The sequence below is a fragment of the Gilliamella sp. M0320 genome, from assembly GCF_016101635.1.
GTDB lineage: Bacteria > Pseudomonadota > Gammaproteobacteria > Enterobacterales > Orbaceae > Gilliamella > Gilliamella apis.
On the sequence record NZ_JACFQD010000008.1, the window covers coordinates 90,431 to 116,863 of the forward strand.

Consider the following 26,433-nt stretch of genomic DNA (forward strand, 5'->3'; position numbering starts at 1 on the left):
GCACGTGTTATCACGTGCTATTTTTTTGTCGAGTGTATGGTGTATGAAAGGAGTATTAGATGTATATTGTAATGAATCGGTTTAAAATTAAGTTAGGTAGTGAAGACACTTTTATTGAAATATGGCGTAATCGTGATAGCCATTTAAAAGAGATGAAAGGTTTTAATCGTTTTTATTTTCTTAAAGGTAAAACGTATGCAGATTACACATTGTTTTCATCATATGCTGAATGGGAATCAAAACAAGATTTTGAAAATTGGGTTAATTCTGCTCATTTCAAACATACTCACCGTAATACCGATAGCCGCCCAAATAACGCAGATATCTATTTTGAACCTGCTCAACTTGAATGTTTTGAAGTTATTATCTAAGTAATTTTTAAACTAAAAAAATCAAATTTTAAAATAAACATTGTGAGCAATACCAATAAAAAATTACCGATGATAATTCTTCGCAAATTGCATAAAAAAAGATATAATCAAATAAAGTTACATGGGCATTATTAAAGAACTCGATCAGTCCATGTAAATTAAATCTACTATCTTAAAGTCTCTTCTTTGTATTTTATAGTTCATAATTATTTTTATAAAAAGTTGTAAAAATATATTCCTTAATTAAGCATTATAAGTTTGTTTAGTAACAAAATTTTTAGGCTACTGGTTAGTATTTTCTAATTATCATTGCTTTTTTAAGCTATTTGAAAGTTTAACTATTTACAGGGGCTCGTCATGAAATCCAAATTACTATTGCTTATTCTTATTTTAATTATTGTTGGTGGATTTTTCTTTTTTAAAGACTATAACAGTATTCAAACTCAAGACGAAAAAGTAGCGGCTTCTTGGTCAGAAGTTGTTAATCAGTATAAACGTCGAGCAGATTTAGTTCCGAATCTAGTCAATACAGTAAAAGGATATGCAACTCATGAAAAATACGTTTTTACTCAGGTAACAGATGCAAGAGCGAAAGTGGGTTCTATCCAAATTAATGCAGATCAACTTAGTGATCCCGCTTTATTCTCAAAATTCCAACAAGCCCAATCAGAATTAAGTTCCGCATTAAGTCGCTTAATTGCTGTTAGTGAAAATTACCCAGAACTTAAAGCAAATACACTATATCAAGATTTAATGAGCCAACTTGAAGGTACTGAAAATCGGATAACGGTTGCTAGAGGTCGATATATAGAAACAGTACAATCATTTAATACTTATATTCGTCAATTACCAACTAAATGGATTGCAAATATTATAGGGGTACAACCAAAACAACAATTTACGGTTGAAAATGAACAACAAATTTCTAATCCACCAGCAGTCAATTTTGGACAATAAGCACAATGAAAAAATATTATCTGCTCTTTTGTTTACTGTTTTTTAGTGCGGTAAGTTATGCATTAACTGAGATTCCTACATTTGATCGCCGTGTTATTGATACATCAGATACTTTAGAGCCATCACAAATAGATGATTTGGAATCAAGCTTGATTGCTTTTGAAAAGACGCGAACTGATGGTGCACAGATCGCGGTATTAATGATCTCCAAACTCGATAATGAAACGGTTGAACAGTATGCTGATCGGGTGTTTATACAGTGGAAAATAGGTAAAAAAGAGCAAGATAATGGTATTTTATTATTAATTGTTAAAGATGATAAGTTGATGCGAATTGAAGTTGGTTATGGTTTTGAAGGCATCATTACGGATTTAATTGCTAGTCATATCATTCGTGAACAATTAGCGCCACAATTTAGACAAAATAACTATTATCAAGGTATACATAATGCGCTTTCAGTTTTAATTAATAAGTTGAATGATCCTCAGCAGGTACCGGCGACTAATAGTGATCCAGATCTCAAAACGGTACTTGCTGGTGATTTTGGTGCCAATTTATTTAATTATGGATTAGCATCCTTTTTTATTTGTTTCACTATTGCTAGCTTATTTTCGATTACTTCCACTAAACGTAGTGCTAGCCGAAGTTTAGGTACTGGTTTACTAAATGGTATATCAGTTGGTGGTTTTACTTTGTTCAATGGTTATTCATTACATATTGTCTTACCTCTAATATTTTTAGCATTTGTTGCCAGTGCGATTTTAAGTGGAATTTTAACCATGATTGGTGGTAGCGGGCGTGGTGGTCGAGGCGGCGGTTTCGGAGGGGGTAATGGTGGTGGATTTGGCGGAGGTTCATTCGGCGGATTTGGTGGCGGAGGCGGTGGCCGTAGTGGCGGTGGTGGTGCCTCTGGCAGCTGGTAAATTTTCTTAGAAAGCACCAAAAGAAATTGGCAATTTACTTTTTTAACAATAATTCTACCTAGGTTTATAGCCTCAATAACAAAAATAACTATCTTTGCTTGAAAAAATTTTGAGGAAAGGGGTTTTTTATATCAAAAAAATTTATTAATGATACTTTTAAGCAATAGTTTGTTTAAATTTAAAATCAATTTAGTTAATCTTCAATCATATCCTACATAATAATCCTTGTTTACAACAGCTTTCAGCTAGCCTGACAATAAATTTCCTTTTGCAATAGGAAAAAGTCTCTCTCCACATTGATAATTATTTCCTTTAGGCTAAGTCATCTTAAAAAGAAAAAAGAGAATTAGAATGACTATGCCACAAATACAATTCCGTATGATCGAAGATGATTTAGATCCCGAAGTTGTGACTGCGCAAACGATAGAAATCATTAATCGTTGGTTGACTGATCATCAAATATCCCAAAATGACGTGCAAAAAGCGATGTTGTTATCACATGTTAAAGCAATGGTTGAAAGAGCGAAAACGCTAGAAAAATTACCTGAGGTTGATCCTTCTTTATTTGATGAGCTCTCAGAGCAATCCTTAATGCTTGCACGTAAAACTGTACAATTATTCAATAGTCTACCAATGGAAGAGGCTTATTTACTGGCTGTTCATTATGAAGTAGCTATAGCAAATTAAACGAATTACTAAATTTAAAAAACAATAATTGATAGGAGAATAATTATGGCAGAAGTAATCATTGTCATCGGCGATAGAATGGGCAAAGGACAAAAAATTGCAGAGGGAATTAATTCTATTGAAGGGTGTCGTGCAATTGTTATTCCAGGTATGGCTGCTGATATGAAATTGGGTGACGTAATGAATAATGAGAATGCAGATCTAGGACTTTCGTTTTGTGGCAGTGGCGGTGCAGGCGCTATAACGGCACAAAATAAATATGGCTATTCTCAACGACACGGTATGCGTTCAATTGAAGAGGGTGAAACAGCCATTAATGACGGTTGTAAAGTACTAGGATTTGGTTTTATGGATACGGTAGAACTAGGCCAACGTATAGCCCAAGCATTTTTGAAAAAATATCCTCGTTCTTAAATAGGTTAGAAATATGAAAAAAACTGAGCAGATACAAGTAAGAGTAACTGGGCAAGGAGATTCGAAGCAGCGTGCGTTCGCTATAGCGCTAAATCAAGTGCAAAAGCAGGTACTTAAAAATACTAATAATGTTATGTTACGAATTGAACCGCTTGATATTAGTGTTGTTTCTGCTATTGAAAAGATAACTACAGAACGCTTTTTATTTATCTTTTTACCTAGAAAAAAGACATTTTATGACATCACACTCGATGTCTCAGTAAATGTTACGTTTATCGATCTGAACGATATTAAATTTATCTCTAAATAACGTAAAAGGAAAGTCATGGAAATTCTAATTATAGCATTGAAGTCCATTGTAATTGGTGGACTGTGTGGATTTGGAGTAGGCGCTGGTGCAGCTCGAATGTTTCATGCTCCAACTTATCAAGGTATGGGCGCCTTTCGTACCTTAGGTGAACTTAATTCTTGTGAGGGTGATCCTGCTGCACATTTTTCATTTGGCTTAGGATTCTTTTTTAATGCTTGGGCTTCGTCTGTTGCTGCTGGTTCATTTACCCAAGATGTTGATCATCGCATCATTCCAAACTGGGGTGCTGCACTATTGATGATAAAAAACCGAAATTTAGCACAAACGTTACATGATCCTAAGAAAATGGCCTTTGCTTGTGCATTTATCGGTGTGATTGTTGTGTTATTTTTAAATACAACCACCTCGGTTATTCCTGATTCTTTAAAAATTACTGCAACTAAAGTTTTAGTTCCAGCCGCAAATTTACTGGTCGCAACTGTGATGCCGGTTATTTTCTGGTTGGCAGCTTTAGATGCCGGTAGAAGAAGTGGTTTTTGGGGCACTTTGTTTGGTGGGCTAGCGCAATTAATTATGGGTAATGCAGTACCTGGTTTAGTGTTAGGTATTTTGATTGGTAAAGGAGTGGATGACAGTGGTTGGAATCGAGTGATGAAAATCATGTTAGTTGCGGTAATTGTTTTATTTGTCATGAGCGGATATTTCCGTGGATTTGATATGAAAATGATTAATTCATTCCGAGATGGTTTGTCTTATTGGTTTAAATAATATAGGGAACAACAGATTATGAATACTCAAACAACCATTAATAAAAGTTTTTGGTATGCCGATTGGTCATTCCCTATTCTTTGTGGATTACTCTCTGCAGGTATTTTTGCTGGAACGCATACTTTTTATGTATATGGAATTGGTGCTTTTAATGAAATAGCCTTTGTTGCAATGCTTAAATCAGGTATGACGACAGGCGATTATGGTGCAGTAGCAGCATTTGGTGCCAGTTTTTTATTTGCACGTGTCATTGAAGGATCGCTAGTTGGAATTCTCGATATTGGTGGCGCCTTACAAACAGGTATAGGTTTAGGTGTGCCAGCGTTGTTATTGGCTGGTGGCTATACATTGCCAATTGAAAACTTTTTTGTGGCGTTATTAACTGGTTTATTACTCGGTATGGCAATAGGTTTACTTATCATCCTTATCCGTAAATTTACGGTTAATAGTGGTGGTGGATCAACCTTTGGTGCTGATGTAATGATGGGTGCGGGAAATACATCTGGTCGTTTTCTTGGTCCAATGATTATTTTATCAGCTATGGTTGCATCTATTCCTATTGGTATAGGGTCCTTGCTTGGTGCACTATTATTTTATGTATGGAAAAAACCTATTACTGGTGGTGCAATCCTAGGTGCCATGATTTTTGGTGGTATCTTCCCAATTATATAATGTTATGTCCCCTCTATCATGACTATGGTCGAGGGGTTGGATTAAATTATGTATGATTTAATTATAAAAAATGCCAAACTCATCGATAATTCAATAACTGATATTGCCATTCAACATGGCAAAATTGTGGAAATTGGCAAAAATATAATCGCAACATCAAATCAAGTGTTGGATCTAAAAAACCAACACTATGTAAGTGCCGGCTGGATAGATTCCCATACTCATTGCTTCGCACACTCACCAATTTACCACGATGAACCCGATCTGATTGGTATTGAGGCTGGCGTGACGGCAGTGGTTGATGCTGGTAGTGTTGGAGCACTTAATATTGACGAGTTTTATGAATTAGCGATGCAGGCTAAAACTCATGTTTATTCTTTTTTAAATATCTCAAAAATTGGCTTAATAAGGCAGAGTGAGCTTGCTGATATGCAAGATATCGATGTGCCGTTATTTGACCAAACTTTAGTTAAATATCCTAATTTTATTATTGGAATAAAAGTTAGGATCAGTCGTAGCGTTGTTGGTGAAAATGGTATTTTACCGTTAATCAAAGCGAAAGAGATGCAGAAAAAGACGGGTTTGCCACTAATGATTCATGTAGGAAATAATCCGCCTGAACTTGATGAAATTGCTGATTTATTAACTAAAGGCGATATTATTACTCATTGTTTTAATGGTAAGCCAAACCAAATATTTGATAAGCAGAATAATCTGCGTGATTCAATTAAACGCGCCATTGAACGTGGGGTGATTTTAGATATTGGTCATGGTGGTGAAAGTTTCAGTTTTTCGGTAGCTGAGCGAGCTAAATGTTTAGATGTTTATCCAAACACTATCAGCTCTGATATATATTCTAAAAATCGTTTGCAAGGTCCTGTATTTAGCTTAGCAAATGTGATGAATAAATTTATCTGTCTAGGTTATAGCAAAACTAGAATTATTGATAGTGTCACTAAAAATGCGGCCCAAATTTTGCATTTAAACAATAAAGGGGAAATAGCTATTGGCTATGATGCCGATTTGACTATTTTTGATATAAAACAGCAAACCGTCTCTTTAACTGATTCAGAAGGTGAGCAGAGGGAATGCCATGAACAGTTTGTTCCTTTAGCCGCTATCGCAACAAATACAACCAAAAAAGTTACACACATTGAAATAACACAAGAAGGTAGTAAAAATGAGCTCAGAATCTCAAACTGAAAAAGAAATATACAGTAAATACCACTTGAAAAAAGTGATTAATGCTTCGGGGCGAATGACTATTTTAGGTGTTTCAACACCTAGAGCAGAAGTGGTTGATACTGTATCCCTCGGATTAAATGAATATTTTGAAATAAAAGATTTAGTCGATAAAACTGGTCAATACATTGCTAAATTACTCAATGTCGAAAACGCTGTGGTCGTATCATGTGCCTCGGCTGGCATTGCGCAAGCTGTCGCAGGTTTAATCGTTAAAGATGATCGTGATTTATTATTTAATTTACATAGTTCTGATAAATGGATAGCAAAGGAAATTATTGTGCCAAAAGGACATAACGTAAATTTTGGTGCTCCTATTGGTACTATGGTCGCTTTAGGTGGTGGAATTGTGGTTGAAGCGGGTTATGCAAATGAGTGTAAACCAGAGCACATTGAATCATTAATTAATTCTGATACCGCGGCTATTTTATATGTCAAATCACATCACTGTGTGCAAAAAAGTATGCTATCAGTTGCGCAAGCTGTAACGGTGGCCAAAAAATATAATATTCCATTAATTGTTGATGCCGCAGCAGAAGAGGATTTACAAACCTATTATCAACAAGGTGCTGATTTAGTTATTTATAGTGGTGCAAAAGCAATTGAAGGGCCAACTAGTGGCTTAGTTATTGGCCGTCATCAAGCCATTGAGTGGCTTAAACTTCAATCTCAAGGTATTGGTCGACCAATGAAGGTTGGTAAAGAGGGTATTTTAGGCTTGACCAAGGCTATTGAGTTATATATTAACGATCCTAAACAAGAAACTGGGCAAGAAATGGTTGTCAAAATGACACCATTTATCGAAAAGTTAAATTCTATTAATGGTATATCGGCAAAAGTTGTCTGGGATGGTGCTGGCCGAGATATTGCTCGTGCAGAAATATCATTTGATGCAAAGGTTATTGGTAAAAGTGCTGTTGAAATGATAGACCTGATGAAGCAAGGTGAGATTGCAGTCTATTTTCGGGAATATAAAGCCAATGAGGGTAAAGTAGATGCAGATGTTCGTAGTGTAACGGCGGAACAGCTTGATATTGTCTATAACAAAATTATAAAAATTATCCAAGGAGTTAAATAATGCAATTGACACCAAATTATTTTAACGATCGCGTTTGTTTAAACGTATTAGCCAATTCAATTGATAATGCTAGTGCTATTTATGAAGCTGCACAAACTTATGTTGTTGTGGGAGTGTTATCTAAAAATTATCCAGATAATCAGCAAGCAATAGCAGATATGAAAAAATATGCGTTAGCCATTGATAATGCTATTTCAGTTGGTCTAGGAGCGGGTGATCCTAATCAATCTACTATGGTGTCAGAAATATCTGCAGTTCTACAGCCTCAACATGTTAATCAAGTTTTTACAGGGGTGGCAACAAGTCGTGCTTTATTAGGACAAAAAGAAACGGTAATCAATGGTCTTGTATCACCAACAGGGAAAGTAGGATTAGTTAATATAGCTACAGGTCCACTAAGCTCAACATCACCTGCTGCTATCGTACCGGTTGAAACCGCTATTGCTTTATTAAAAGATATGGGAGGAAGCTCAATTAAATATTTTCCTATGGGCGGGTTAAAGCATATAGATGAATATGAGTATGTGGCTAAATGCTGTGCTGAACATAATTTCTATCTAGAACCTACTGGTGGTATTGATTTAGACAATTATGAAACAATTTTAAAAATTGCCTTAAATGCCGGTGTGAAAAAAGTTATTCCACATATTTATACCTCAATTATTGATAAAACAACTGGGGCGACAAGAACTGAAGATGTTAAACAACTATTAGCGATTACGCAAAAATTAGCAGGATGAGTAATGGCATCTAAATTGCTATTCCCTTATCAAAGATTAGCGTATATTTTTGATACCATAAAAAACGAATTGCTACCTCAAAAAGAGCTAGCAAATCGTTTTACAGTATCAATCAGAACGATTCGATCTGATATTGTTGCGCTTAACGATGTATTAAATAAGTATGGTGCGCAAGTTGATTATATTAAAAACGTTGGTTATCACCTTGTCATAACAGATCCTAATCTGTATGCAACCATTCCGGTTGTTCAGCAAATAGAACGGGTTCCTCGAACTAATAAAGAGCGCGTTTCCGCTTTATTGATTGCATTTTTAACTCAATCAAAGTCGGTAAAATTGGATGATATTGCAGGTGAATGGTTTTTGAGCCGTAATACATTACAAAATGATGTTATTGAAGTTAAGCAATATTTAGATAAATACCATTTATCGCTGGATAATCGTCCTTATTCAGGTATGCGATTAGTTGGTGAGGAGTCGGCTATTCGAGCGTGTTTAACTGATATATTATGGCAAAACCATATCACAGGGGACACTATCAATGTTAATCGGTTAATTCAGGCAATATTATCTGATATTGATTTAGATTATCTGGAAAATGTACTACAAAATCAGTTTGAACGTTTTGAATTAAAATTAACTTCGGAAGGGCAAGGATATTTGCTCTATTGTTGTGCCGTTTCAATCACCAGAATTACGCAAGGGCATGAATTAGTAGAATATCAAGTCGATAATATTGATTCGACAGTTATTGGTGCGGCACGTGAAGTTTCTGAAGGCTTCTCCTATTTTTTAGGTAGTACCCTTTCTGATGCTGAATTCAACTATTTATGTGTGCAAATCATGTCGCGTACTATTATGCAATCACCTAATCAAGCCAAAAGTTTAGAGTTATTTGAACATATCTTATCTTATATCAATGATTCTTATCACTATAATTTGAAACAAGATATGAAGCTACGCCAAGATATGTTAATTCATATTTCATCGATGCTATCTCGTATAAAATATCAAATTCATACTTCCAATCCGTTATTACATGAAATTAAACAATATTATCCTTTTGCTTATGACATTACTTTATCGGCATTAGCAAATATTCATAAGTTTACTGATGTGAAAATGACTGAAGACGAAATCAGCTATTTAGCAATTCATATAGGGGTAGCATTGGAGCGTAACTATAGTGCAGGATATGAAAGATTAGTACAAATTTTATTGGTTAGTGAATTAGGTAACGCCACTTTGCGTATGATTGAATCAAAAATTAAACGCGATTTTCCGCATATTTTAATCAACCGAACACTATCTTATCGAGAGTATGAACAGTTAACGCATATTGAAGAAGACTTTGTGGTATCTACGGTTCGCTTAACCGAAAAAGATAAGCAAATAGTGAAAATAGCACCATTTCCAACGCCGTATCAACTTGAACAATTAGGGCGTTTATCTATGGTTGATCGCACTATGCCATATATTATTGAGCGCTTTTTTAATGAAAAATTTTTCCTCATTATTGACAAACCGATGACACAAAGTGAACTGTTCCAGATAGTTTGTCAGCGGCTGGAAGAATCTGGATATGTGGGACAGGACTTTTATCCATCGGTAGTAGAACGAGAAAGCATTGTATCGACTTTAATCGGTGAAAATATTGCTATTCCTCATTCAGTTGGGTTGTTGGCCAAAAAGACAGTAGTTACCACTATTTTAGCTCCTCAAGGTATTGAATGGAATAAAAATGAAATTGCGCATGTTATTTTCTTATTAGCAATTAGCAAAGATGAATACGAAGATGCGATGCGAATTTATAACTTAGTCGTCAATTTTGTTAAAGAGAGATCAACTAAGCGGTTGTTAAATAGTCGTAATTTCGATGATTTTCAAGCTATTGTAAAAGATAGTTTTGGGCGTTTATCGTAATAAACTTGAGTTAATTTGCTATTTAGAAAGGGATTCAACTAAGCGAGTAACATAAGTTATTTAGCGATTAAATAAATAACAGTTTTGAGCGCTAAAAAACCCTGTTCCTCAAAATTTTTTGTTAAGAAATAAGTAAAATAATAATTATAAATATTTAAGAAATAATCAACAATTAAAACAAATTATCATGTGCTTGCCCATTGACGAAATGGTGATTTAAAGGTATTATGCGCGCCTTATGGCTTTGTGTGGTTTTTAGCTGCACTTAATAATTTTTAAGGTAGGCATGCATATCTTATGCAAAATAAATTACCATTAACAATTGACCCAATCAAAGCAGCACAAAAAAGACTTGATTATGTTGGATATTATCCAGCAAAAAGTGCAACAAGGATTGAAAGTCCAAAAAGTGATATCGAATGTCATTTGTCTTTTGATTTTGATGAGCAAAGACTTTGCGTTATCACCATTGATGCAAAAATGACGCTAGAACAAATTTGTCAGCGTTGTTTTAAACCTTTTATCACTGAAGTTCATGTGATGAATAAATTTAGTCCTGTTAAGAGCGATGCTCAAGCAGAGACATTACCGGAACATTATGAGCCCGTTTTAGTTAACGAGTTTGGTGAAGTAGATATATTAGCGTTAATTGAGGACGAAATTATTCTCTCATTACCAATTGCGCCGGTGCATGATAGTAAACACTGCGAAGTGTCAGAGGCAGATATGGTGTTTGGTGAAATTCCTGCTGAGAATGAAAAACCAAATCCATTTGCAATTTTAGTTAGTTTAAAGAATAAGGGGTAAATCCATGGCTGTTCAACAGAATCGTAAAACTCGTGCAAAACGTGGTATGCGTCGTTCTCATGATGCATTAACTGTTGCTAATATCTCAGTTGATGAATCAGGTAAAACTCATTTACGTCATCACGTAACCGCTGATGGTTATTATCGCGGCCGAAAAGTAATTTCTAAATAATTAATTAGTAATTAGAAATCTTCAGGTGACATTTTGGATAATCTAACCATTGCGTTAGATGCTATGAGCGGGGACTTTGGTCCTCGTATTGTTGTTCCTGCTGCAATTCAAGCATTACATCATTATCCAAATCTTTCTATCTTCCTTGTTGGTGACATAAAGGAAGTTAGATTTTTTTTGTCTAAAGAAAATGCCAAGCTAGTTACCCAGTACCAAGAAACAGGTCGCTTGATGGTGACAGAATCAACATCTATCATTACTAACGATATGAAACCTTCTTATGCAATTAGGCATAGCCAAGGTTCGTCAATGAGAATTGCATTAGAATTAGTAAAAAATAATAAAGCTCAAGCTTGTGTTAGCGCTGGTAATACTGGTGCGCTGATGGGGTTATCTAAGTTGTTGTTGCATTCTTTAACAGGTATTGATCGACCAGCATTAGTTGCCACCATTCCTGCGTTAAATAATCAAAATACTGTGGTACTTGATTTGGGGGCAAATGCTGAATGTGATAGTGATATGCTGGTTCAATTTGCTATAATGGGTGAAATACTAGCAAAATCGGTTCTTCATATTGAAAATCCTCGAGTTGCTTTGCTTAATATTGGTGAAGAAGACATTAAAGGATTGGATAAAATTCGTGCTGCTGCATCTGTTTTGAAGGCTAATCATCAAATTAATTATATAGGTTATTTAGAAGGTAATGAGCTATTAACTGGTAAAACCGATGTATTAGTTTGTGACGGCTTTGTTGGTAATGTGACTTTGAAAACGGTAGAAGGGTTAATTAAAATTTTTCTATCTTCGTTCAAAATGCTTTTAGGGCACAACTCATTAGTTATGAAATTTTTGAGTAAATGGCTGCAAAGAAAAATAGTAAAAAATTTTGGCTATTTAGACCCTGGGCGATATAATGGCGCTTGTTTACTTGGTCTTCAAAGTATTGTGATTAAAAGTCACGGTAGTGCCAATCAAAAATCATTTTTTGCAGCAATTGAGCAAGCTATTTTAGCTATTGAAACCAATATACCAGAGAAGATTGCCAATAGCCTTTCTTCTGCACTACCCAAGAGCGAATAATTCGATGTATACAAAAATATTAGGAACAGGAAGTTATCTTCCAAAACAAATAAGAACCAATACCGATCTTGAAAAAATGGTGGATACTAGCGACGAATGGATAACTACTCGTACAGGTATTAAAGAAAGACGGATAGCTGCACCTGATGAAACTGTTACTAGTATGGCCTATGAAGCCGCGATTAAAGCTATTGAAATGGCGGATATTGATAAACAAGAAATTGGTTTAATTATTGTTGCAACAGCAACATCAGCTAATGCTTTTCCTAGTTCAGCTACAGAATTACAAGCTAAATTAGATCTCGGTGATGTGGTTGCCTTTGATGTGTCGGCAGCTTGTTCTGGATTTATTTATGCATTAGATATTGCTGATAAATATGTAAAAAGTGGTGTAATAAAATATGCCTTAGTTGTTGGTTCTGATATGTTAACCCGCGGTGTTGATCCAACAGATAGAGGTACAATTATCATTTTCGGTGATGGTGCTGGAGCTGTTGTGGTTGGTGCTTCTGAAGAGCCTGGTCTTATTGCCTCTCATTTACATGCCGACGGCCGATATGGCGAATTATTAAAATACCCATATGTTGATCGCCGTTCTCTTAATGACCCTGTCTATATGACAATGCAAGGTAATGACGTATTCAAAATTGCAGTCAAAGAACTTTCTAATCTAGTTGATGAACTTTTAACCGAAAATGCCTTTAATAAATCTGATTTAGATTGGTTAGTGCCACATCAAGCTAATTTAAGGATTATTTCAGCAACGGCTAAACGCCTTGATATGGATATGAGTAAAGTTATTGTGACGCTTGATAAACAAGGCAATACTTCTGCCGCATCTGTGCCTTGTGCTTTAGATACCGGGGTACGAGATGGCCGTATTAAGCGAGGGCAGTTAATTTTATTAGAAGCTTTCGGTGGCGGCTTTGTTTGGGGCTCCGCACTCGTTAGATTTTAATTTTATAAATTATTTAGGTAATCAAGGATTTCAAAATGACCAAATTTGCAATGGTATTTCCAGGACAAGGCTCACAAGCTGTTGGTATGTTAAAAGATCTTGCTGAAAATTATTCAGTTGTGAAATCAACTTTCGATGAAGCATCACAAGTATTAGGTTATGATTTATGGACTTTAGTGCAAGAGGGTCCAGCTGATGAATTGAATAAAACTTGGCAAACACAACCGGCATTACTTGCTGCATCGGTTGCGATTTACCGAGTTTGGCAAAGTATTAATGGCCCTCAACCAGAATTTATGGCTGGTCACAGTTTGGGTGAATATTCAGCATTAGTATGTGCTGGTGTGATAGATTTTAAAGACGCTATTAAATTAGTAGAGTTACGTGGTAAATTAATGCAAGAGGCAGTGCCAAGTGGTACTGGTGCAATGTTTGCTATTATTGGTTTAGATAACGATTCAATTCGAAAAGCATGTGAACAAGCTGCTCAAGGTCAAGTTGTCGCGCCAGTTAATTTTAATTCACCAGGCCAAGTTGTTATTGCTGGTAATAAAGAAGCGGTTGAACGTGCTGGTGCGCTTTGTAAAGAAGCCGGAGCTAAACGTGCTTTACCATTGGCGGTAAGTGTTCCTTCACATTGTGCATTAATGAAACCAGCCGCTGATAAACTAGCGACAACTTTAAATAATATGACGTTTAATGCACCTCAATTTGCTGTGATTAATAACGTTGATGTTAAAGTTGAATCATCTGCAGAAAATATTAAAGCAGCATTAATAGCCCAGTTATATAGCCCAGTTCGTTGGACTGAAACGGTTGAAGAAATGGCAAAACAAGGTGTAACACTATTAGTTGAGATGGGCCCAGGTAAAGTTTTAACTGGCTTAACTAAACGAATTGTTGATTCATTATCAGCTTGTGCTGTTAATGATAAAGAGTCATTAGATGTTGCAATTGAAAATACTAAATAGAATACAAAAGGGGTAGTTATGAACCTATCAGGAAAAATTGCTTTAGTAACTGGTGCAAGCCGTGGAATTGGAAAGGCCATTGCGGAAAAATTAGTTGCATGTGGTGCAACAGTGATTGGTACTGCAACGACAGAAAAAGGCGCACAGGCCATAAGTGAATATTTAGGCTCTAACGGAAAAGGTTTAGCACTAAATGTAACTGACGAAGCATCTATCGAATCAGTTATTAATGCAATTAAAACGGAGTTTGGCGATATTGATATTTTAGTTAATAACGCAGGTATTACCCGTGATAATTTATTAATGCGAATGAAAGAAGATGAATGGCAAGACATTTTAGATACTAACTTAACATCAGTTTTTCGTTTATCAAAGGCATTAATGCGTACTATGATGAAAAAACGTTATGGCCGAATTATTACTATAGGTTCAGTTGTAGGAACTATGGGTAACGCAGGTCAGGCTAATTATTCTGCAGCAAAAGCAGGATTAATCGGATTTAGTAAATCTTTAGCACGTGAAGTTGCATCTCGAGGAATTACTGTTAACGTGGTAGCGCCAGGGTTTATTGCAACTGATATGACAGAAGCACTAACGGATGAGCAAAAAGCTTTAACATTAGCGCAAGTACCAGCAGGACGTTTAGGTGAACCAGCTGAGATTGCTAATGCGGTGGCATTTTTGGCTTCTGATGACGCATCTTACATCACAGGTGAAACTTTACATGTCAATGGTGGCATGTATATGGTGTAATTGATCAGAATAGTGTAAAATAAACCAATAATTTGATGTTTTGAACAAAAAATAAGCAATTGGGTTGAAAAATGATTGGCATCTTTTTCAACATTTTATAAACTTACATTCACCGCCACTTTCGGCGATATTTATAGGAAAAAAAAGAGTATGAGCACTATTGAAGAGCGAGTTAAGAAAATTATTGTTGAGCAACTTGGTGTGAAAGAGGACGAAGTTAAGAATGAATCTTCTTTCGTTGAAGATCTTGGCGCTGACTCTCTTGACACAGTTGAATTAGTTATGGCTTTAGAAGAAGAATTTGATACAGAAATTCCTGATGAAGAAGCTGAAAAAATTACGACTGTACAATCAGCAATTGATTATATTACTGCAAATCAATAAGGTTAGCAGAGTTTTCACAATAGGCGGTCAAATGATCGCCTAGTTTTTATTTATGTCTCTATTTTATAGAGTTAATTTGACGTAAAATTCTGAAAACTCATAATAAAATTTTCAATGATTCAAATTTCATTTCAATCCTTTTCTGGAGGACAATGTGTCTAAACGCAGAGTTGTTGTTACTGGAATGGGCATGATATCTCCATTAGGTAATACAGTTGAGTCTACTTGGCAAGCTTTATTAGCAGGTCAAAGTGGCGTAGAACTTATAGAACACTTTGATACAGCCCCTTTTGCAACGCGCTTCGCCGCAATGGTTAAAGACTTTAATGGCGAAGATTATAATATTTCACGTAAAGATGCCCGTAAAATGGATTATTTTATCCAATATGGTATCGCTGCTGGTATGCAAGCAATGCAAGATGCTGGCATTGAAGTTACGGAAGAAAACGCAGAGCGCATTGGTTGTGCTATCGGTTCAGGTATTGGTGGACTAGGATTAATTGAAGAAAATCATAGTGCATTAGTTAATGGTGGACCGCGTAAAATTAGTCCATTTTTTGTGCCATCAACAATCGTCAATATGATTGCTGGTCATTTATCAATTATCTACGGATTAAAAGGACCAAGTATTACTATTGCTACCGCTTGTTCATCGGGCGTGCATAATATTGGTCATGCTGCACGTATGATTGCTTATGGTGATGCCGATGCAATGTTAGCCGGCGGTGGTGAAAAAGCCAGTACACCATTGGGTATTGGTGGTTTTGGTGCTGCTCGTGCATTATCAACTAACAATGATAATCCTAAAGCTGCAAGTCGCCCATGGGATAAAGACCGTGATGGTTTTGTGCTTGGTGATGGTGCCGGTATCATGTTCTTAGAAGAATATGAACATGCTAAAAAACGTGGCGCTAAAATTTATGCTGAGATCGTTGGTTTTGGTATGAGTGGCGATGCTTATCATATGACTTCACCTCCAGAAAATGGTAGTGGCGCAGCATTAGCTATGAAATGTGCTATTCGAGATGCAGGTATAACAGCGGAACAAGTTGGATATATTAATGCGCATGGTACGTCAACTCCAGCTGGCGATAAAGCTGAAACACAGGCAGTTAAAAGTATTTTTCAAGAAAACGCTAATAAAGTAATGGTAAGTTCAACTAAATCAATGATTGGGCATTTATTAGGTGCTGCTGGTGCTGTTGAATCTATCTTTACGGTGCTTGCATTACGTGATCAAGCTGTTCCACCAACAATTAATCTTGATAACCCTGATGAGGGTTGTGATCTGGATTATGTTCCACATACAGCTCGTCAAGTGAAAAACTTAGAATATGCGCTTTGTAATTCATTTGGTTTTGGTGGTACTAACGGTTCAGTTTTATTTAAAAAGATCTAATCTTTTTTTCCCATCACAATTTGGTGATGGGAATCACACCTTTTATTGTTTTCTCCCATAAACGATAAGTTTTCCTCAGCGATAATCGTAGTTATACCTATGGATAAATTTTGATATTAATTTGTATTATCTAAAAATCTTTATTTAGTTAGTATCAGTTTAAAAAGTTCATATCTGTGTCAAAGAAGCTAACCAACTGTTAATACTAACTAATTTAATATTAATATTTAGGTATATCACTAAAAATAGCAAAATATCGTGATGGATAAAGCGATTAACTATTAAAAATTTTTAATATAAATAACGAGTTTTATTTGTCCGTTATGGGATTTTCCGATAAATAAAGACAATAAGAATATTCATATGGTTTATGCTATAATTGAGGCTAATTTTCGGAGTAATTATTTTTGGTAAATATGACTGAACCTAAGTTTATTCATCTTCACTTACATAGCGATTTTTCAATGATTGATGGCATTGCTAAAGTAGGTGCTTTAGTTAATGAAGTCAGCAAGTTGCAAATGCCTGCTTTTGCTATTACTGATTTTACCAATCTGTGTGGACTGGTGAAGTTTTATGGTTCAGCAATGGGTAAGGGCATCAAACCGATTATTGGTGCCGATTTAGCTGTTAAAAATTCACAATTAAGTGATGAGGTTTATCGGTTAACATTATTAGCTGCAAATAATGAAGGCTACCAAAATCTTACTTTATTAATTTCTAAAGCTTACCAGCGTGGCTATATTGGAGATTTACCGGTTGTTGATCAAGAATGGTTAACATTGCATCGCAATGGTTTAATCATATTAGCTGGTCGTGAAAGTGATATTGGTATTGGTATTATTCGTGATAATCAGGCTATTATTGATGATGCAATTAACTTTTATCAAGAAACTTTTAATCAACACTTTTATTTTGAATTGGTTCGCACAAATCGCCTTAATGAAGAATTATTTATTCATAGTGCTATTAAGCTAGCAGAACAACATGCCTTACCTGTTGTGGCGACTAATGATGTACGATTTTTGAAATCTTCGGATTTTGAAGCACATGAAATTCGCGTCGCTATTCATGATGGTAATACACTTGAAGATCCTAATAGACCGAAAAATTATTCAGCTGAACAATATTTGCGTACTGAACAAGAGATGTGCGATTTATTTTCAGATATTCCAGAGGCATTAGAAAATAGTGTAGAAATAGCTAAGCGATGCAATGTTACTATAAGGCTTGGTGAATATTTCCTACCACAATTTCCTACTGGTGATATGTCGACGGAAGATTTTTTGGTACATAAATCTCGAGAAGGTTTAGAAGAGAGATTAGAATTTCTTTTTCCTGATCCCGAAGAACGAAAACAAAAACGTCCAGAATATGATGAACGATTAGAAACAGAATTAAACGTAATAAATCAGATGGGTTTCCCTGGTTACTTTTTGATCGTAATGGAATTTATTCAATGGTCAAAAGATAACGATATTCCCGTTGGCCCTGGACGTGGTTCAGGAGCAGGTTCATTAGTTGCATATGCTTTAAAAATAACTGATTTAGATCCATTAGCATTTGATTTACTTTTTGAACGTTTTTTGAATCCAGAACGGGTTTCAATGCCGGATTTTGATGTCGACTTTTGTATGGAAAAGCGTGATATGGTTATTGATCACGTTGCTGATATGTATGGTCGAGATGCTGTATCGCAAATTATTACCTTTGGTACTATGGCTGCAAAAGCGGTTATCCGTGATGTAGGGCGAGTACTTGGCCATCCTTATGGATTTGTCGATCGTATCTCAAAATTAATTCCTCTTGATCCTGGTATGACCTTAGCTAAGGCGTTTGAAGCTGAACCACAACTACAAGAGCTTTATGATAATAACGAAGAAGTTAAGTCTCTTATTGATATCGCAAGACAATTGGAAGGTGTTACTCGAAATGCAGGTAAACATGCTGGAGGTGTTGTAATATCTCCAACTAAGATTACTGATTTTTCTCCTATTTATTGTGATCCAGAAGGCCACCATCCAGTAACGCAATTTGATAAAAATGATGTTGAATATGCTGGACTAGTTAAATTTGACTTCTTAGGATTACGTACCTTAACCATTATTGACTGGGCGATTAAAATGATTAATGAGCGCCAGTTAAGGGATGGTAAGGCCGCAGTTGATATTACTCGTATTCCATTAGATGATGAAGAATCTTTCCAATTATTATTAAAAGCTGAAACTACCGCGGTCTTCCAATTGGAATCGCGTGGTATGAAAGATTTGATCAGGCGGTTAAAACCAGACTGCTTTGAAGATATGATCGCGTTAGTTGCTTTATTTCGACCGGGGCCGTTACAGTCAGGGATGGTAGATAATTTTATTGACCGTAAGCATGGACGAGAAGAAGTATCATATCCAGATATCAATCATCAACACGAATCTCTTAAACCAATATTAGAACCAACCTATGGCATAATTTTATATCAAGAACAAGTTATGCAAATTGCCCAAACACTATCTGGTTATACGCTAGGTGGTGCAGACTTGTTACGACGAGCGATGGGTAAGAAAAAACCAGAAGAGATGGCTAAGCAGCGTTCTGTTTTTAAAGAAGGTGCGGAAAAGCAAGGCGTTGATGGTGAGCTTTCAATGCATATTTTTGATCTGGTTGAAAAATTTGCTGGCTATGGTTTTAATAAATCTCACTCCGCAGCTTATGCACTGGTTTCATATCAAACATTATGGTTAAAAACTCATTATCCGGCTGAATTTATGGCTGCTGTAATGACAGCTGATATGGACAATACAGATAAAATTGTTGGTTTAGTTGACGAATGTCTAAGAATGGGGTTGCAAGTTAATCCTCCAGATATTAACAGTGGTCTTTACCATTTTCATGTGAATGATAAAGGTGAAATTGTTTATGGCATTGGTGCCATAAAAGGGGTAGGTGAAGGGCCGATTGAAGCAATTGTAGAGGCGCGTAATAGCGGCGGATATTTTAAAAATATCTTTGAGCTTTGTGCTCGAACTGATATGAAAAAAATTAACCGACGTGTCTTAGAGAAATTAACTATGGCAGGGGCTTTTGATAAATTGGGCCCACATAGAGCAGCTATTTTACATAGTATTAATGATGCCATGCAAGCGGCAGATCAATATGCTAAAGCACAGAATATTGGTCAAGAAGATATGTTCGGAGTCCTTGCTGAAGAGCCAGAACAAGTTGAACATGCATATGCTGCTGTACCTGAATTACCAGCACAAGTTTTACTTGATGGTGAACGTGAAGCATTAGGACTTTATTTAACCGGCCATCCGGTTACCCAATATTTAAAAGAACTTAATCGATATTCAGGGGGCCTTCGTATTAGTGAGGCAGCACCAACTGGATGGGGCAAAATGGCCACTTTTGCCGGTATTGTTGTTGATGCTAGAGTTCGAATTACCAAAAAAGGTAATAAAATTGGATTATTTACTTTAGATGATAGGTCAGGGCGAATTGATGGCATGCTTTTTTCTGAAGCATTAGATAAATTTGGTCATTTACTGGTAAAAGATAAAATTCTAATTGTTTCAGGGCAAGTAAGTCATGATGATTTCAATGGTGGGTTTAAATTATCTGTTCGTGATATTGTTGACTTAAAAGATGCTCGGGCTAAATATGTTAAAGGGTTAGCTGTTACATTAACTGATATTGAAGTTAATCGGACGATCCTACAACGACTACAGCAAATTATAGAACCTTATCGACACGGTAGTGTTCCAATTAATTTATATTATCAAAGAGAAGACTCTATCGTACGCCTACAATTTGGTACCACTTGGCGTATAGTACCTGAAGATGCACTAATAATAGAACTAAAAACCTTACTAGGTAATGAGCGTGTGAATTTTGAATTTGATTAATTAAGTTATATTAATCGAATAAGTAATAAAAATTTGGGCTATTTAGAAATAAAGATTTAAATAAATATTAAAGGTTCTATTTAACCTGTTTAAGTCTATTAATAATAAATATTGATGACTTCAATGACAATTACATAGTAGAATTGGTTTAATTTTATTTTAATAAATAGTCAGTATACTAAATTTAGTAACGTATTTTTAATAAAATACAAATAATACAAGAGGCAATCACAAGCGTTATGAACAATTTTTTGGAATTTGAAAAGCCGATAGCGGAATTAGAAGCAAAAATTAATTCCTTAAAGAATATTGATTCGCAACAAGTTGAATTAGATATTAATTTAGATAAAGAAATTAAGCAATTGAATCAGAAAAGTCGTGAATTGACTAAAAAAATATTTTCTAATCTATCGCCTTGGGATGTGGCTCAATTAGCTAGGCACCCTAATCGCCCTTACACATTAGACTATATCAATGAAATTTTTACTGATTTTGATGAGTTGGCTGGTGATAGAGCCTATGCTGATGATAAGGCAATTGTTGGTGGCATAGCGCGTATAGATGATCGCCCAGTTATGGTGATTGGCCACCAAAAAGGTCGTGAAACTAAACAGAAAATCTATCGTAACTTTGGTATGCCTGCTCCAGAAGGTTACCGTAAAGCATTGAGATTAATGCAAATGGCTGAGCGATTTAAGTTACCAATTATTACATTTATTGATACTCCAGGAGCCTATCCTGGAATTGGTGCAGAGGAAAGAGGACAAGCTGAAGCAATTGCCCGTAACCTACGTGAGATGTCACGATTAAATGTACCAACAATTTGTACTGTCATTGGTGAGGGTGGATCGGGTGGCGCACTTGCAATTGGTGTCGCAGATAAAGTTAATATGCTACAGTATAGTACTTACTCAGTTATTTCTCCGGAAGGATGTGCATCAATTTTATGGAAAAGTGCTGATAAAGCGCCAGTAGCAGCAGAAGCAATGAATATGACTGCTGACAAATTGATAAAATTGAATCTGATCGATTCTATCGTACCAGAACCTCTTGGTGGCGCTCATCGTGACTATACTGCTATTGCTACTTCACTTAAAGCACAATTATTAGCTGATCTGGATAAATTAGAAGGTTTAGCATTATCAGAACTGCTTGAAAGAAGATTCCAACGTCTTATGAACTACGGTTATGTACGATAATTTAGGGATCGAATATAAATATGAATAAACCGACCGGATTGCAACGCATTATTAATGCGACAAAATATTCTTTGAAGGGATTTAAGTCTGCAATAAAATATGAAGTCGCATTTCGTCAAGAATTAATTATATTAATTCTAGCTTATATAACAGTAATGTTAATCGATTTTTCTATTTATGAACGCATTTTATTATTGGGTTCAATTGGCGTTGTGATGATTGTTGAATTACTTAATAGTGCTATTGAATGTGTGGTTGATCGTATTGGTAGTGAAAGGCATGAATTGTCAGGGCGGGCAAAAGATTATGGTTCTGCAGCAGTTTTTCTTTCCCTGTTACTAACTATAATTTTATGGATTTATTTGTTTGCTTGTCATTTCTTTCCTTAATTTTTATTATTTAATTGTTGTTTAAATATTATTTATTAAAAATGCGAGAGGTTCTCGCATTTTTGGTTTATTACCATTAGAAATCATTCTGGAACTAATTCTTTAATAAGATAATTCCCCATTTTTTCTGTATCAAGGGTGCTTTTCAACCACGGCATAATGGTTTGCATTTGTTGCTGTAATTTCCATGGCGGATTAATAACTATCATACCGGAAGCCGTCATACCTTTCTGGTTATTATCTGGTTTGATTGCAAATTCAAATTGAGAAATTTTCTTAATACCTAAGTTAACAATTTCATCTATCATCTTTTGTGTTTGAGTTCGAGAAACAACTGGATACCAAATTAAATAAATGCCAGTTGCGAAACGTTTATATGCTTCCAATAATGCTTTAGGGATTTTTTGATAGTCATCTTTTATTTCATATGAAGGATCAATCAAAACAATGCCACGTCGAGACTCTGGGGGTAATTTTGATTTTAATTGAGCAAACCCATCTTCTCTTAATACTTTAGCTCGCTTATCTTTACTGAATTCTTGTCGCAATAATGGATAATCTGTAGGATGAAGTTCAGTAAGATTGATCTTGTCTTGTTCTCTTAATAATTGTTTAGCAATTAAAGGGGATCCTAAATAATATTTCAACTTATCAAAAGGGTTATAACGTTTTAAAACCGATAAATAGGTGTTTAGTAACTCAGGCGTTTCTGATTGTTGCCAAATTAAATTGATACCTGATAAATATTCCCCTGTTTTTTCAGCATGTTCACTTTGTAGTAAATAACGACCGGCGCCAGAATGTGTATCTAAGTATAAAAATGGTTTTTCTTTTTCTTTTAATGAGTTAATACATAATGTTAATACAATATGTTTTAATACATCGGCATGATTGCCTGCGTGATAGCTATGGCGATAGCTTAACATGTTTTGTTTAACCTCTTTTGTTCATTTTTTTGCATATAAAATGTCGTCAATGCAAGACTCAAAAGACAAGGAATCTCCATCAACTCTTCAATAAGATCTTTGCGCTCGGGATCCAAAACTAACCATTGGTAACCTAAACGACGGTGTTCAGCCGTGTCAGCAATACCTAAAAACAGAAAGGCAAAAAACAGATGCCAGACCGGAATTGTGTCATATTTATATCGACGAGCTATTTCTCGGCGAATGGTTGGTAAAAATATACTTAATATGGGTATTGCCATGATAATGCTAGCGATGATTTTGTAATAAAAACGCGGTACGTCAGGGAAAAAATCTCGTCCCCAACTGATTCCTCGACCAAAAAGCATAAACCACCAAAAAATTGTCCAAATCCAAAATTTGTAGAGATCCGCATGATTTTTGAAATTTTTAGCATAATAGTATGTGTAACAACACATAAATAATAAGAACAGAGATTGGAAGTGTTCAACTAAGCTAACTGTTAATTTTCCATATAATGGAATGTAAAAGTTACCAAAGATGTAAAGACAAAGGCTTAAAATTACAATGAAAATCGAGCTTTTGTAAAAATGAGTATCAAAATTAGGCATGATTTATTTCAAAATTAAATACAATTTTTAAGTTTGAGTATAGTACCGCATTTACGACATTGATAACTAGTTTTATTATTTATAATTTTGTTATGCCGTATTGGTGATAAATGATGCTCTTGGCAGTCACAAAAATATATATATCCATTGCGTTTAATTTTGAAATTATGGGTCACTTTTGGTTCTTTTTTCATTATTTTAGACATGACATATTGCCATTCTTTGCCATGAGGTTTTACTTTACCAAAATATTGAAAAGTAATGAGATGAGCTAATTCATGAGGCACAACTTCATTAATAAAATCTTCCTTATTCTCATAGAGCATTGTGCTATTAAGTTGTATTTCCCAATGGGTTAATAATGCGCAGCCAGCAATACTACCTTTAGGTTTGTAACTGATTTTAGGCTCTTTATAATAGGTTTTTAATATTTGATTGGCTTGAATTAAGTGGGTTCTTAAACAAGCCAATACTTGATTATGTAGATAAATTGGTATGTGTTTATAATCCTGCTGCATCGCGAAGAATAGCTGCCTTATCGGTTTTTTCCCAAGGGAAGATATCTCGACCAAAATGGCCATAGCTGGCCGTTTTTTGATAAATTGGCTGGATAAGATCAAGCATTTGAATTAGTCCATAAGGACGTAAATCAAAAAATTCTTTTATTAATGATATAATTTTGTCATGAGCAATTTTTTTAGTACCAAAAGTATTAACATAAATAGAAGTTGGATGAGCAACACCGATAGCGTAAGAAATTTGTAATTCACATTTATCAGCAAGTCCTGCGGCTACAATATTTTTGGCAACATATCTTGCTGCATAAGCTGCTGAGCGGTCTACTTTTGAAGGATCTTTGCCAGAAAATGCACCACCACCATGACGTGCGGCACCGCCATAGGTATCAACAATAATTTTTCGACCAGTTAAACCACAATCTCCCATAGGACCACCAATAACAAAGCGTCCAGTAGGGTTGATAAAATATTTTGTTCTTGAAGTTAACCACTCGTTTGGTAACGTTGGTTTAATGATCTCTTCCATAACCGCTTCATGCAACTCTTTTTGTTCAATGCCTTCTGAATGTTGGGTCGATAAAACTACAGTATCGACTCCTTGGATTTTTCCATCTTGGTAAATCAATGTGACTTGGCTTTTGGCATCAGGCCTTAACCATGGGAGAGTACCATTTTTTCTTACTTCAGCTTGACGACGCATAAGATCATGAGCATAACTAATTGCCGCTGGCATTAAATTAGGCATTTCATTCGTTGCATAACCAAACATAATACCTTGGTCACCAGCACCTTGCTCCAGTGGATTTTGACGATCAACACCTTGATTAATATCCGGCGATTGCTTACCAATTGCATTGAGAACTGCACAAGAGTTGGCATCAAAGCCCATTTCTGAACTAGTATAACCAATATCATTAATGGTTTTTCTGGTTAATTCTTCAATATCAACCCATGCAGAAGTTGTAATTTCTCCACCAACTAATGCCATACCGGTTTTTATGTAAGTTTCGCAAGCAACTCGTGCTTTAGGATCTTGTTCTAAAATAGCATCTAATACTGCATCAGATATTTGATCGGCTATTTTATCTGGATGACCTTCTGATACAGATTCTGAAGTAAATAGAAATTCTGACATGTTTTACCTTCTTTAACTTATTTAGTGCAATTCTCTAAATATAAAATAACTATTAAAGTTGCTTGTGTTTAGCAGTTTTACCATCTAGACGTCCATTTTAATGATTTATTCTGAAAAAAGCCAGTACTACCACAAACAAAATTACTTGCATAAAATTTTAATCAATTTAGGATATGCTCGTTTATTTTTTTAACCTTCATTAACTATATATGAATATTGTAAAACAATCTCCCACAGTATTAGTTTTTGATTCGGGTATCGGTGGATTATCAATTTATAATGAAATCTATAATAAAATGCCGAATCTACATTATATTTATGCTTTTGATAATGAAGGATTTCCCTATGGCGATAAATCATCTGAATATTTAATTGCTAGAGTGAATCGTATTATTGCTACCATTTTGCAATCATACTCTATTGATTTAGCGGTGATTGCATGTAATACCGCTAGCACTATTTGTTTACCAAGTTTACGGACAAACTTTCCTTTTCCAATTGTAGGAGTTGTACCTGCAATTAAGCCTGCTAGTAAAATTACTAAGAATAAATGTATAGGGTTATTAGCAACTAAAGCAACAATACAAAGAGCATATACCAGTAATTTAATTCAGGAGTTTGCTCCAGATTGTGATGTTAAATTGCTTGGTTTATCTGAATTAGCCCATATAGCAGAAAATAAATTACAAGGTATTGCTGTTGATATACAGCAACTGGAGAAGTTATTGCAGCCATGGCTAAATTTATCTACTATCCCCGATACTATTGTACTTGGCTGTACTCATTATCCGTTTATTAAAGATGAGTTAAGAATACTTTTTCCTAATACAACTTTTATCGATTCAGGATATGCAATTGCATCAAGAGTTAATACATTACTTAATGATCAGTATGATCTAAATAGCTTAAATAAACTATCTACTTTAGATAATATTGTGATAAGTACATTGCATAATCAGCAAGTTGAAAAATTAACTAAAAAATTCACTGAATATAATCTTAATAAATATCATTGTATTAGCGTTTGTGCTGATTAAAGCTTATTCGAACAAATAAATAATTGCAATTTTTCACTTGCCAAAAAAAAAGAAGTGCCTATAATGCGCATCCACTGACACGGCGTCAGCGACAAGCAGACAAAGGTCGTGTT

General features: G+C 35.2%; 28 protein-coding genes. 24 read left to right on the forward strand and 4 right to left on the reverse strand.

Annotation, left to right across the window (positions count from 1 at the left end):
- Positions 1-59: 59 nt before the first annotated feature.
- The 23 genes from H3T83_RS10250 to H3T83_RS10360 all read left to right on the forward strand — a co-directional run bounded on the left by H3T83_RS10250 (position 60) and on the right by H3T83_RS10360 (position 22,093).
- On the forward strand, positions 60-371 hold the full coding sequence (locus tag H3T83_RS10250) for an antibiotic biosynthesis monooxygenase (protein WP_198215696.1): 312 nt from the start codon (positions 60-62) through the stop codon (positions 369-371).
- A gap of 357 nt (positions 372-728) precedes the next feature.
- Complete coding sequence (locus H3T83_RS10255) at positions 729-1,328, forward strand: LemA family protein (protein WP_198215697.1); 600 nt, start codon at positions 729-731, stop codon at positions 1,326-1,328.
- A 5-nt stretch (positions 1,329-1,333) separates the two neighbouring features.
- Positions 1,334-2,251 carry a YgcG family protein gene (locus H3T83_RS10260; RefSeq protein ID WP_198215698.1) on the forward strand — a complete coding sequence of 306 codons (918 nt, stop codon included), beginning with the start codon at positions 1,334-1,336 and terminating at the stop codon, positions 2,249-2,251.
- A 351-nt stretch (positions 2,252-2,602) separates the two neighbouring features.
- Positions 2,603-2,938, forward strand: a complete 336-nt coding sequence (locus tag H3T83_RS10265; RefSeq protein WP_198215699.1) for a PRD domain-containing protein — start codon at positions 2,603-2,605, stop codon at positions 2,936-2,938.
- Positions 2,939-2,983: 45 nt separating this feature from the next.
- Complete coding sequence (locus tag H3T83_RS10270) at positions 2,984-3,352, forward strand: SFCGS family glycine-rich protein (protein WP_034884881.1); 369 nt, start codon at positions 2,984-2,986, stop codon at positions 3,350-3,352.
- 13 nt (positions 3,353-3,365) lie between these two features.
- Complete coding sequence (locus tag H3T83_RS10275) at positions 3,366-3,662, forward strand: DUF4312 family protein (protein WP_065578355.1); 297 nt, start codon at positions 3,366-3,368, stop codon at positions 3,660-3,662.
- 15 nt (positions 3,663-3,677) lie between these two features.
- On the forward strand, positions 3,678-4,430 hold the full coding sequence (locus H3T83_RS10280) for a DUF4311 domain-containing protein (protein ID WP_086356811.1): 753 nt from the start codon (positions 3,678-3,680) through the stop codon (positions 4,428-4,430).
- Positions 4,431-4,448: 18 nt separating this feature from the next.
- Complete coding sequence (locus H3T83_RS10285; RefSeq protein WP_198215700.1) at positions 4,449-5,102, forward strand: DUF4310 family protein; 654 nt, start codon at positions 4,449-4,451, stop codon at positions 5,100-5,102.
- A gap of 48 nt (positions 5,103-5,150) precedes the next feature.
- A complete protein-coding gene (locus tag H3T83_RS10290) occupies positions 5,151-6,305 on the forward strand; it encodes an amidohydrolase/deacetylase family metallohydrolase (protein ID WP_198215701.1) in 1,155 nt (384 codons plus the stop codon).
- Positions 6,283-7,422, forward strand: a complete 1,140-nt coding sequence (locus H3T83_RS10295) for a DgaE family pyridoxal phosphate-dependent ammonia lyase (RefSeq protein ID WP_065578351.1) — start codon at positions 6,283-6,285, stop codon at positions 7,420-7,422. Before H3T83_RS10290 ends, H3T83_RS10295 begins: the two co-directional genes overlap by 23 nt.
- The gene (locus tag H3T83_RS10300) at positions 7,422-8,162 is read left to right on the forward strand and encodes a KDGP aldolase family protein (protein ID WP_086360914.1); all 741 of its coding nucleotides are present in this window, start codon (positions 7,422-7,424) and stop codon (positions 8,160-8,162) included. The genes H3T83_RS10295 and H3T83_RS10300 overlap by 1 nt, the downstream gene beginning before the upstream one ends.
- Before the next feature lie 3 nt (positions 8,163-8,165).
- Complete coding sequence (locus H3T83_RS10305; protein WP_198215702.1) at positions 8,166-10,085, forward strand: transcription antiterminator; 1,920 nt, start codon at positions 8,166-8,168, stop codon at positions 10,083-10,085.
- 297 nt (positions 10,086-10,382) lie between these two features.
- The gene (yceD, locus tag H3T83_RS10310) at positions 10,383-10,892 is read left to right on the forward strand and encodes a 23S rRNA accumulation protein YceD (RefSeq protein ID WP_086320900.1); all 510 of its coding nucleotides are present in this window, start codon (positions 10,383-10,385) and stop codon (positions 10,890-10,892) included.
- 4 nt (positions 10,893-10,896) lie between these two features.
- Positions 10,897-11,064, forward strand: coding sequence for a 50S ribosomal protein L32 (gene rpmF, locus H3T83_RS10315; protein ID WP_025316508.1), 168 nt, complete (start codon positions 10,897-10,899; stop codon positions 11,062-11,064).
- Between the two features lie 33 nt (positions 11,065-11,097).
- Positions 11,098-12,144 carry a phosphate acyltransferase PlsX gene (plsX, locus tag H3T83_RS10320; RefSeq protein ID WP_081300049.1) on the forward strand — a complete coding sequence of 349 codons (1,047 nt, stop codon included), beginning with the start codon at positions 11,098-11,100 and terminating at the stop codon, positions 12,142-12,144.
- Between the two features lie 4 nt (positions 12,145-12,148).
- Positions 12,149-13,102: a beta-ketoacyl-ACP synthase III gene (locus tag H3T83_RS10325; RefSeq protein ID WP_065651682.1), complete on the forward strand. Its 954-nt coding sequence runs from the start codon at positions 12,149-12,151 to the stop codon at positions 13,100-13,102.
- 35 nt (positions 13,103-13,137) lie between these two features.
- Entirely contained in the window at positions 13,138-14,073 is a 936-nt protein-coding gene (fabD, locus tag H3T83_RS10330; protein WP_110453793.1) for an ACP S-malonyltransferase, read from the forward strand.
- A gap of 18 nt (positions 14,074-14,091) precedes the next feature.
- Entirely contained in the window at positions 14,092-14,826 is a 735-nt protein-coding gene (gene fabG, locus H3T83_RS10335) for a 3-oxoacyl-ACP reductase FabG (protein WP_086360910.1), read from the forward strand.
- Positions 14,827-14,976: 150 nt separating this feature from the next.
- Positions 14,977-15,210, forward strand: a complete 234-nt coding sequence (gene acpP / locus H3T83_RS10340) for an acyl carrier protein (protein WP_025316503.1) — start codon at positions 14,977-14,979, stop codon at positions 15,208-15,210.
- A gap of 154 nt (positions 15,211-15,364) precedes the next feature.
- Positions 15,365-16,609: a beta-ketoacyl-ACP synthase II gene (gene fabF, locus H3T83_RS10345; RefSeq protein WP_065614599.1), complete on the forward strand. Its 1,245-nt coding sequence runs from the start codon at positions 15,365-15,367 to the stop codon at positions 16,607-16,609.
- A gap of 416 nt (positions 16,610-17,025) precedes the next feature.
- Positions 17,026-20,505: a DNA polymerase III subunit alpha gene (dnaE, locus tag H3T83_RS10350; RefSeq protein WP_198215703.1), complete on the forward strand. Its 3,480-nt coding sequence runs from the start codon at positions 17,026-17,028 to the stop codon at positions 20,503-20,505.
- A 239-nt stretch (positions 20,506-20,744) separates the two neighbouring features.
- Positions 20,745-21,704 (forward strand): acetyl-CoA carboxylase carboxyl transferase subunit alpha, encoded by a 960-nt coding sequence (accA, locus tag H3T83_RS10355; protein ID WP_198215704.1) that lies wholly within the window; start codon positions 20,745-20,747, stop codon positions 21,702-21,704.
- A 20-nt stretch (positions 21,705-21,724) separates the two neighbouring features.
- Entirely contained in the window at positions 21,725-22,093 is a 369-nt protein-coding gene (locus H3T83_RS10360) for a diacylglycerol kinase (RefSeq protein WP_086320906.1), read from the forward strand.
- A gap of 83 nt (positions 22,094-22,176) precedes the next feature.
- On the opposite strand, the gene H3T83_RS10365 is transcribed toward H3T83_RS10360, so the two are convergent.
- The 4 genes from H3T83_RS10365 to metK form a co-directional block, all read right to left on the reverse strand.
- Entirely contained in the window at positions 22,177-23,019 is an 843-nt protein-coding gene (locus tag H3T83_RS10365; RefSeq protein ID WP_198215705.1) for a 23S rRNA (adenine(2030)-N(6))-methyltransferase RlmJ, read from the reverse strand.
- Positions 23,013-23,387 (reverse strand): hypothetical protein, encoded by a 375-nt coding sequence (locus H3T83_RS10370; RefSeq protein WP_065578339.1) that lies wholly within the window; start codon positions 23,385-23,387, stop codon positions 23,013-23,015. The genes H3T83_RS10365 and H3T83_RS10370 overlap by 7 nt, the downstream gene beginning before the upstream one ends.
- A 257-nt stretch (positions 23,388-23,644) precedes the next feature.
- Entirely contained in the window at positions 23,645-24,148 is a 504-nt protein-coding gene (locus H3T83_RS10375; RefSeq protein ID WP_198215706.1) for a SprT family zinc-dependent metalloprotease, read from the reverse strand.
- Positions 24,132-25,283, reverse strand: coding sequence for a methionine adenosyltransferase (gene metK / locus H3T83_RS10380; protein WP_198215707.1), 1,152 nt, complete (start codon positions 25,281-25,283; stop codon positions 24,132-24,134). Before metK ends, H3T83_RS10375 begins: the two co-directional genes overlap by 17 nt.
- Before the next feature lie 209 nt (positions 25,284-25,492).
- On the opposite strand from metK, the gene murI reads away from it, so the two are divergent.
- Entirely contained in the window at positions 25,493-26,320 is an 828-nt protein-coding gene (gene murI / locus H3T83_RS10385) for a glutamate racemase (protein ID WP_198215708.1), read from the forward strand.
- Positions 26,321-26,433 lie beyond the last annotated feature (113 nt).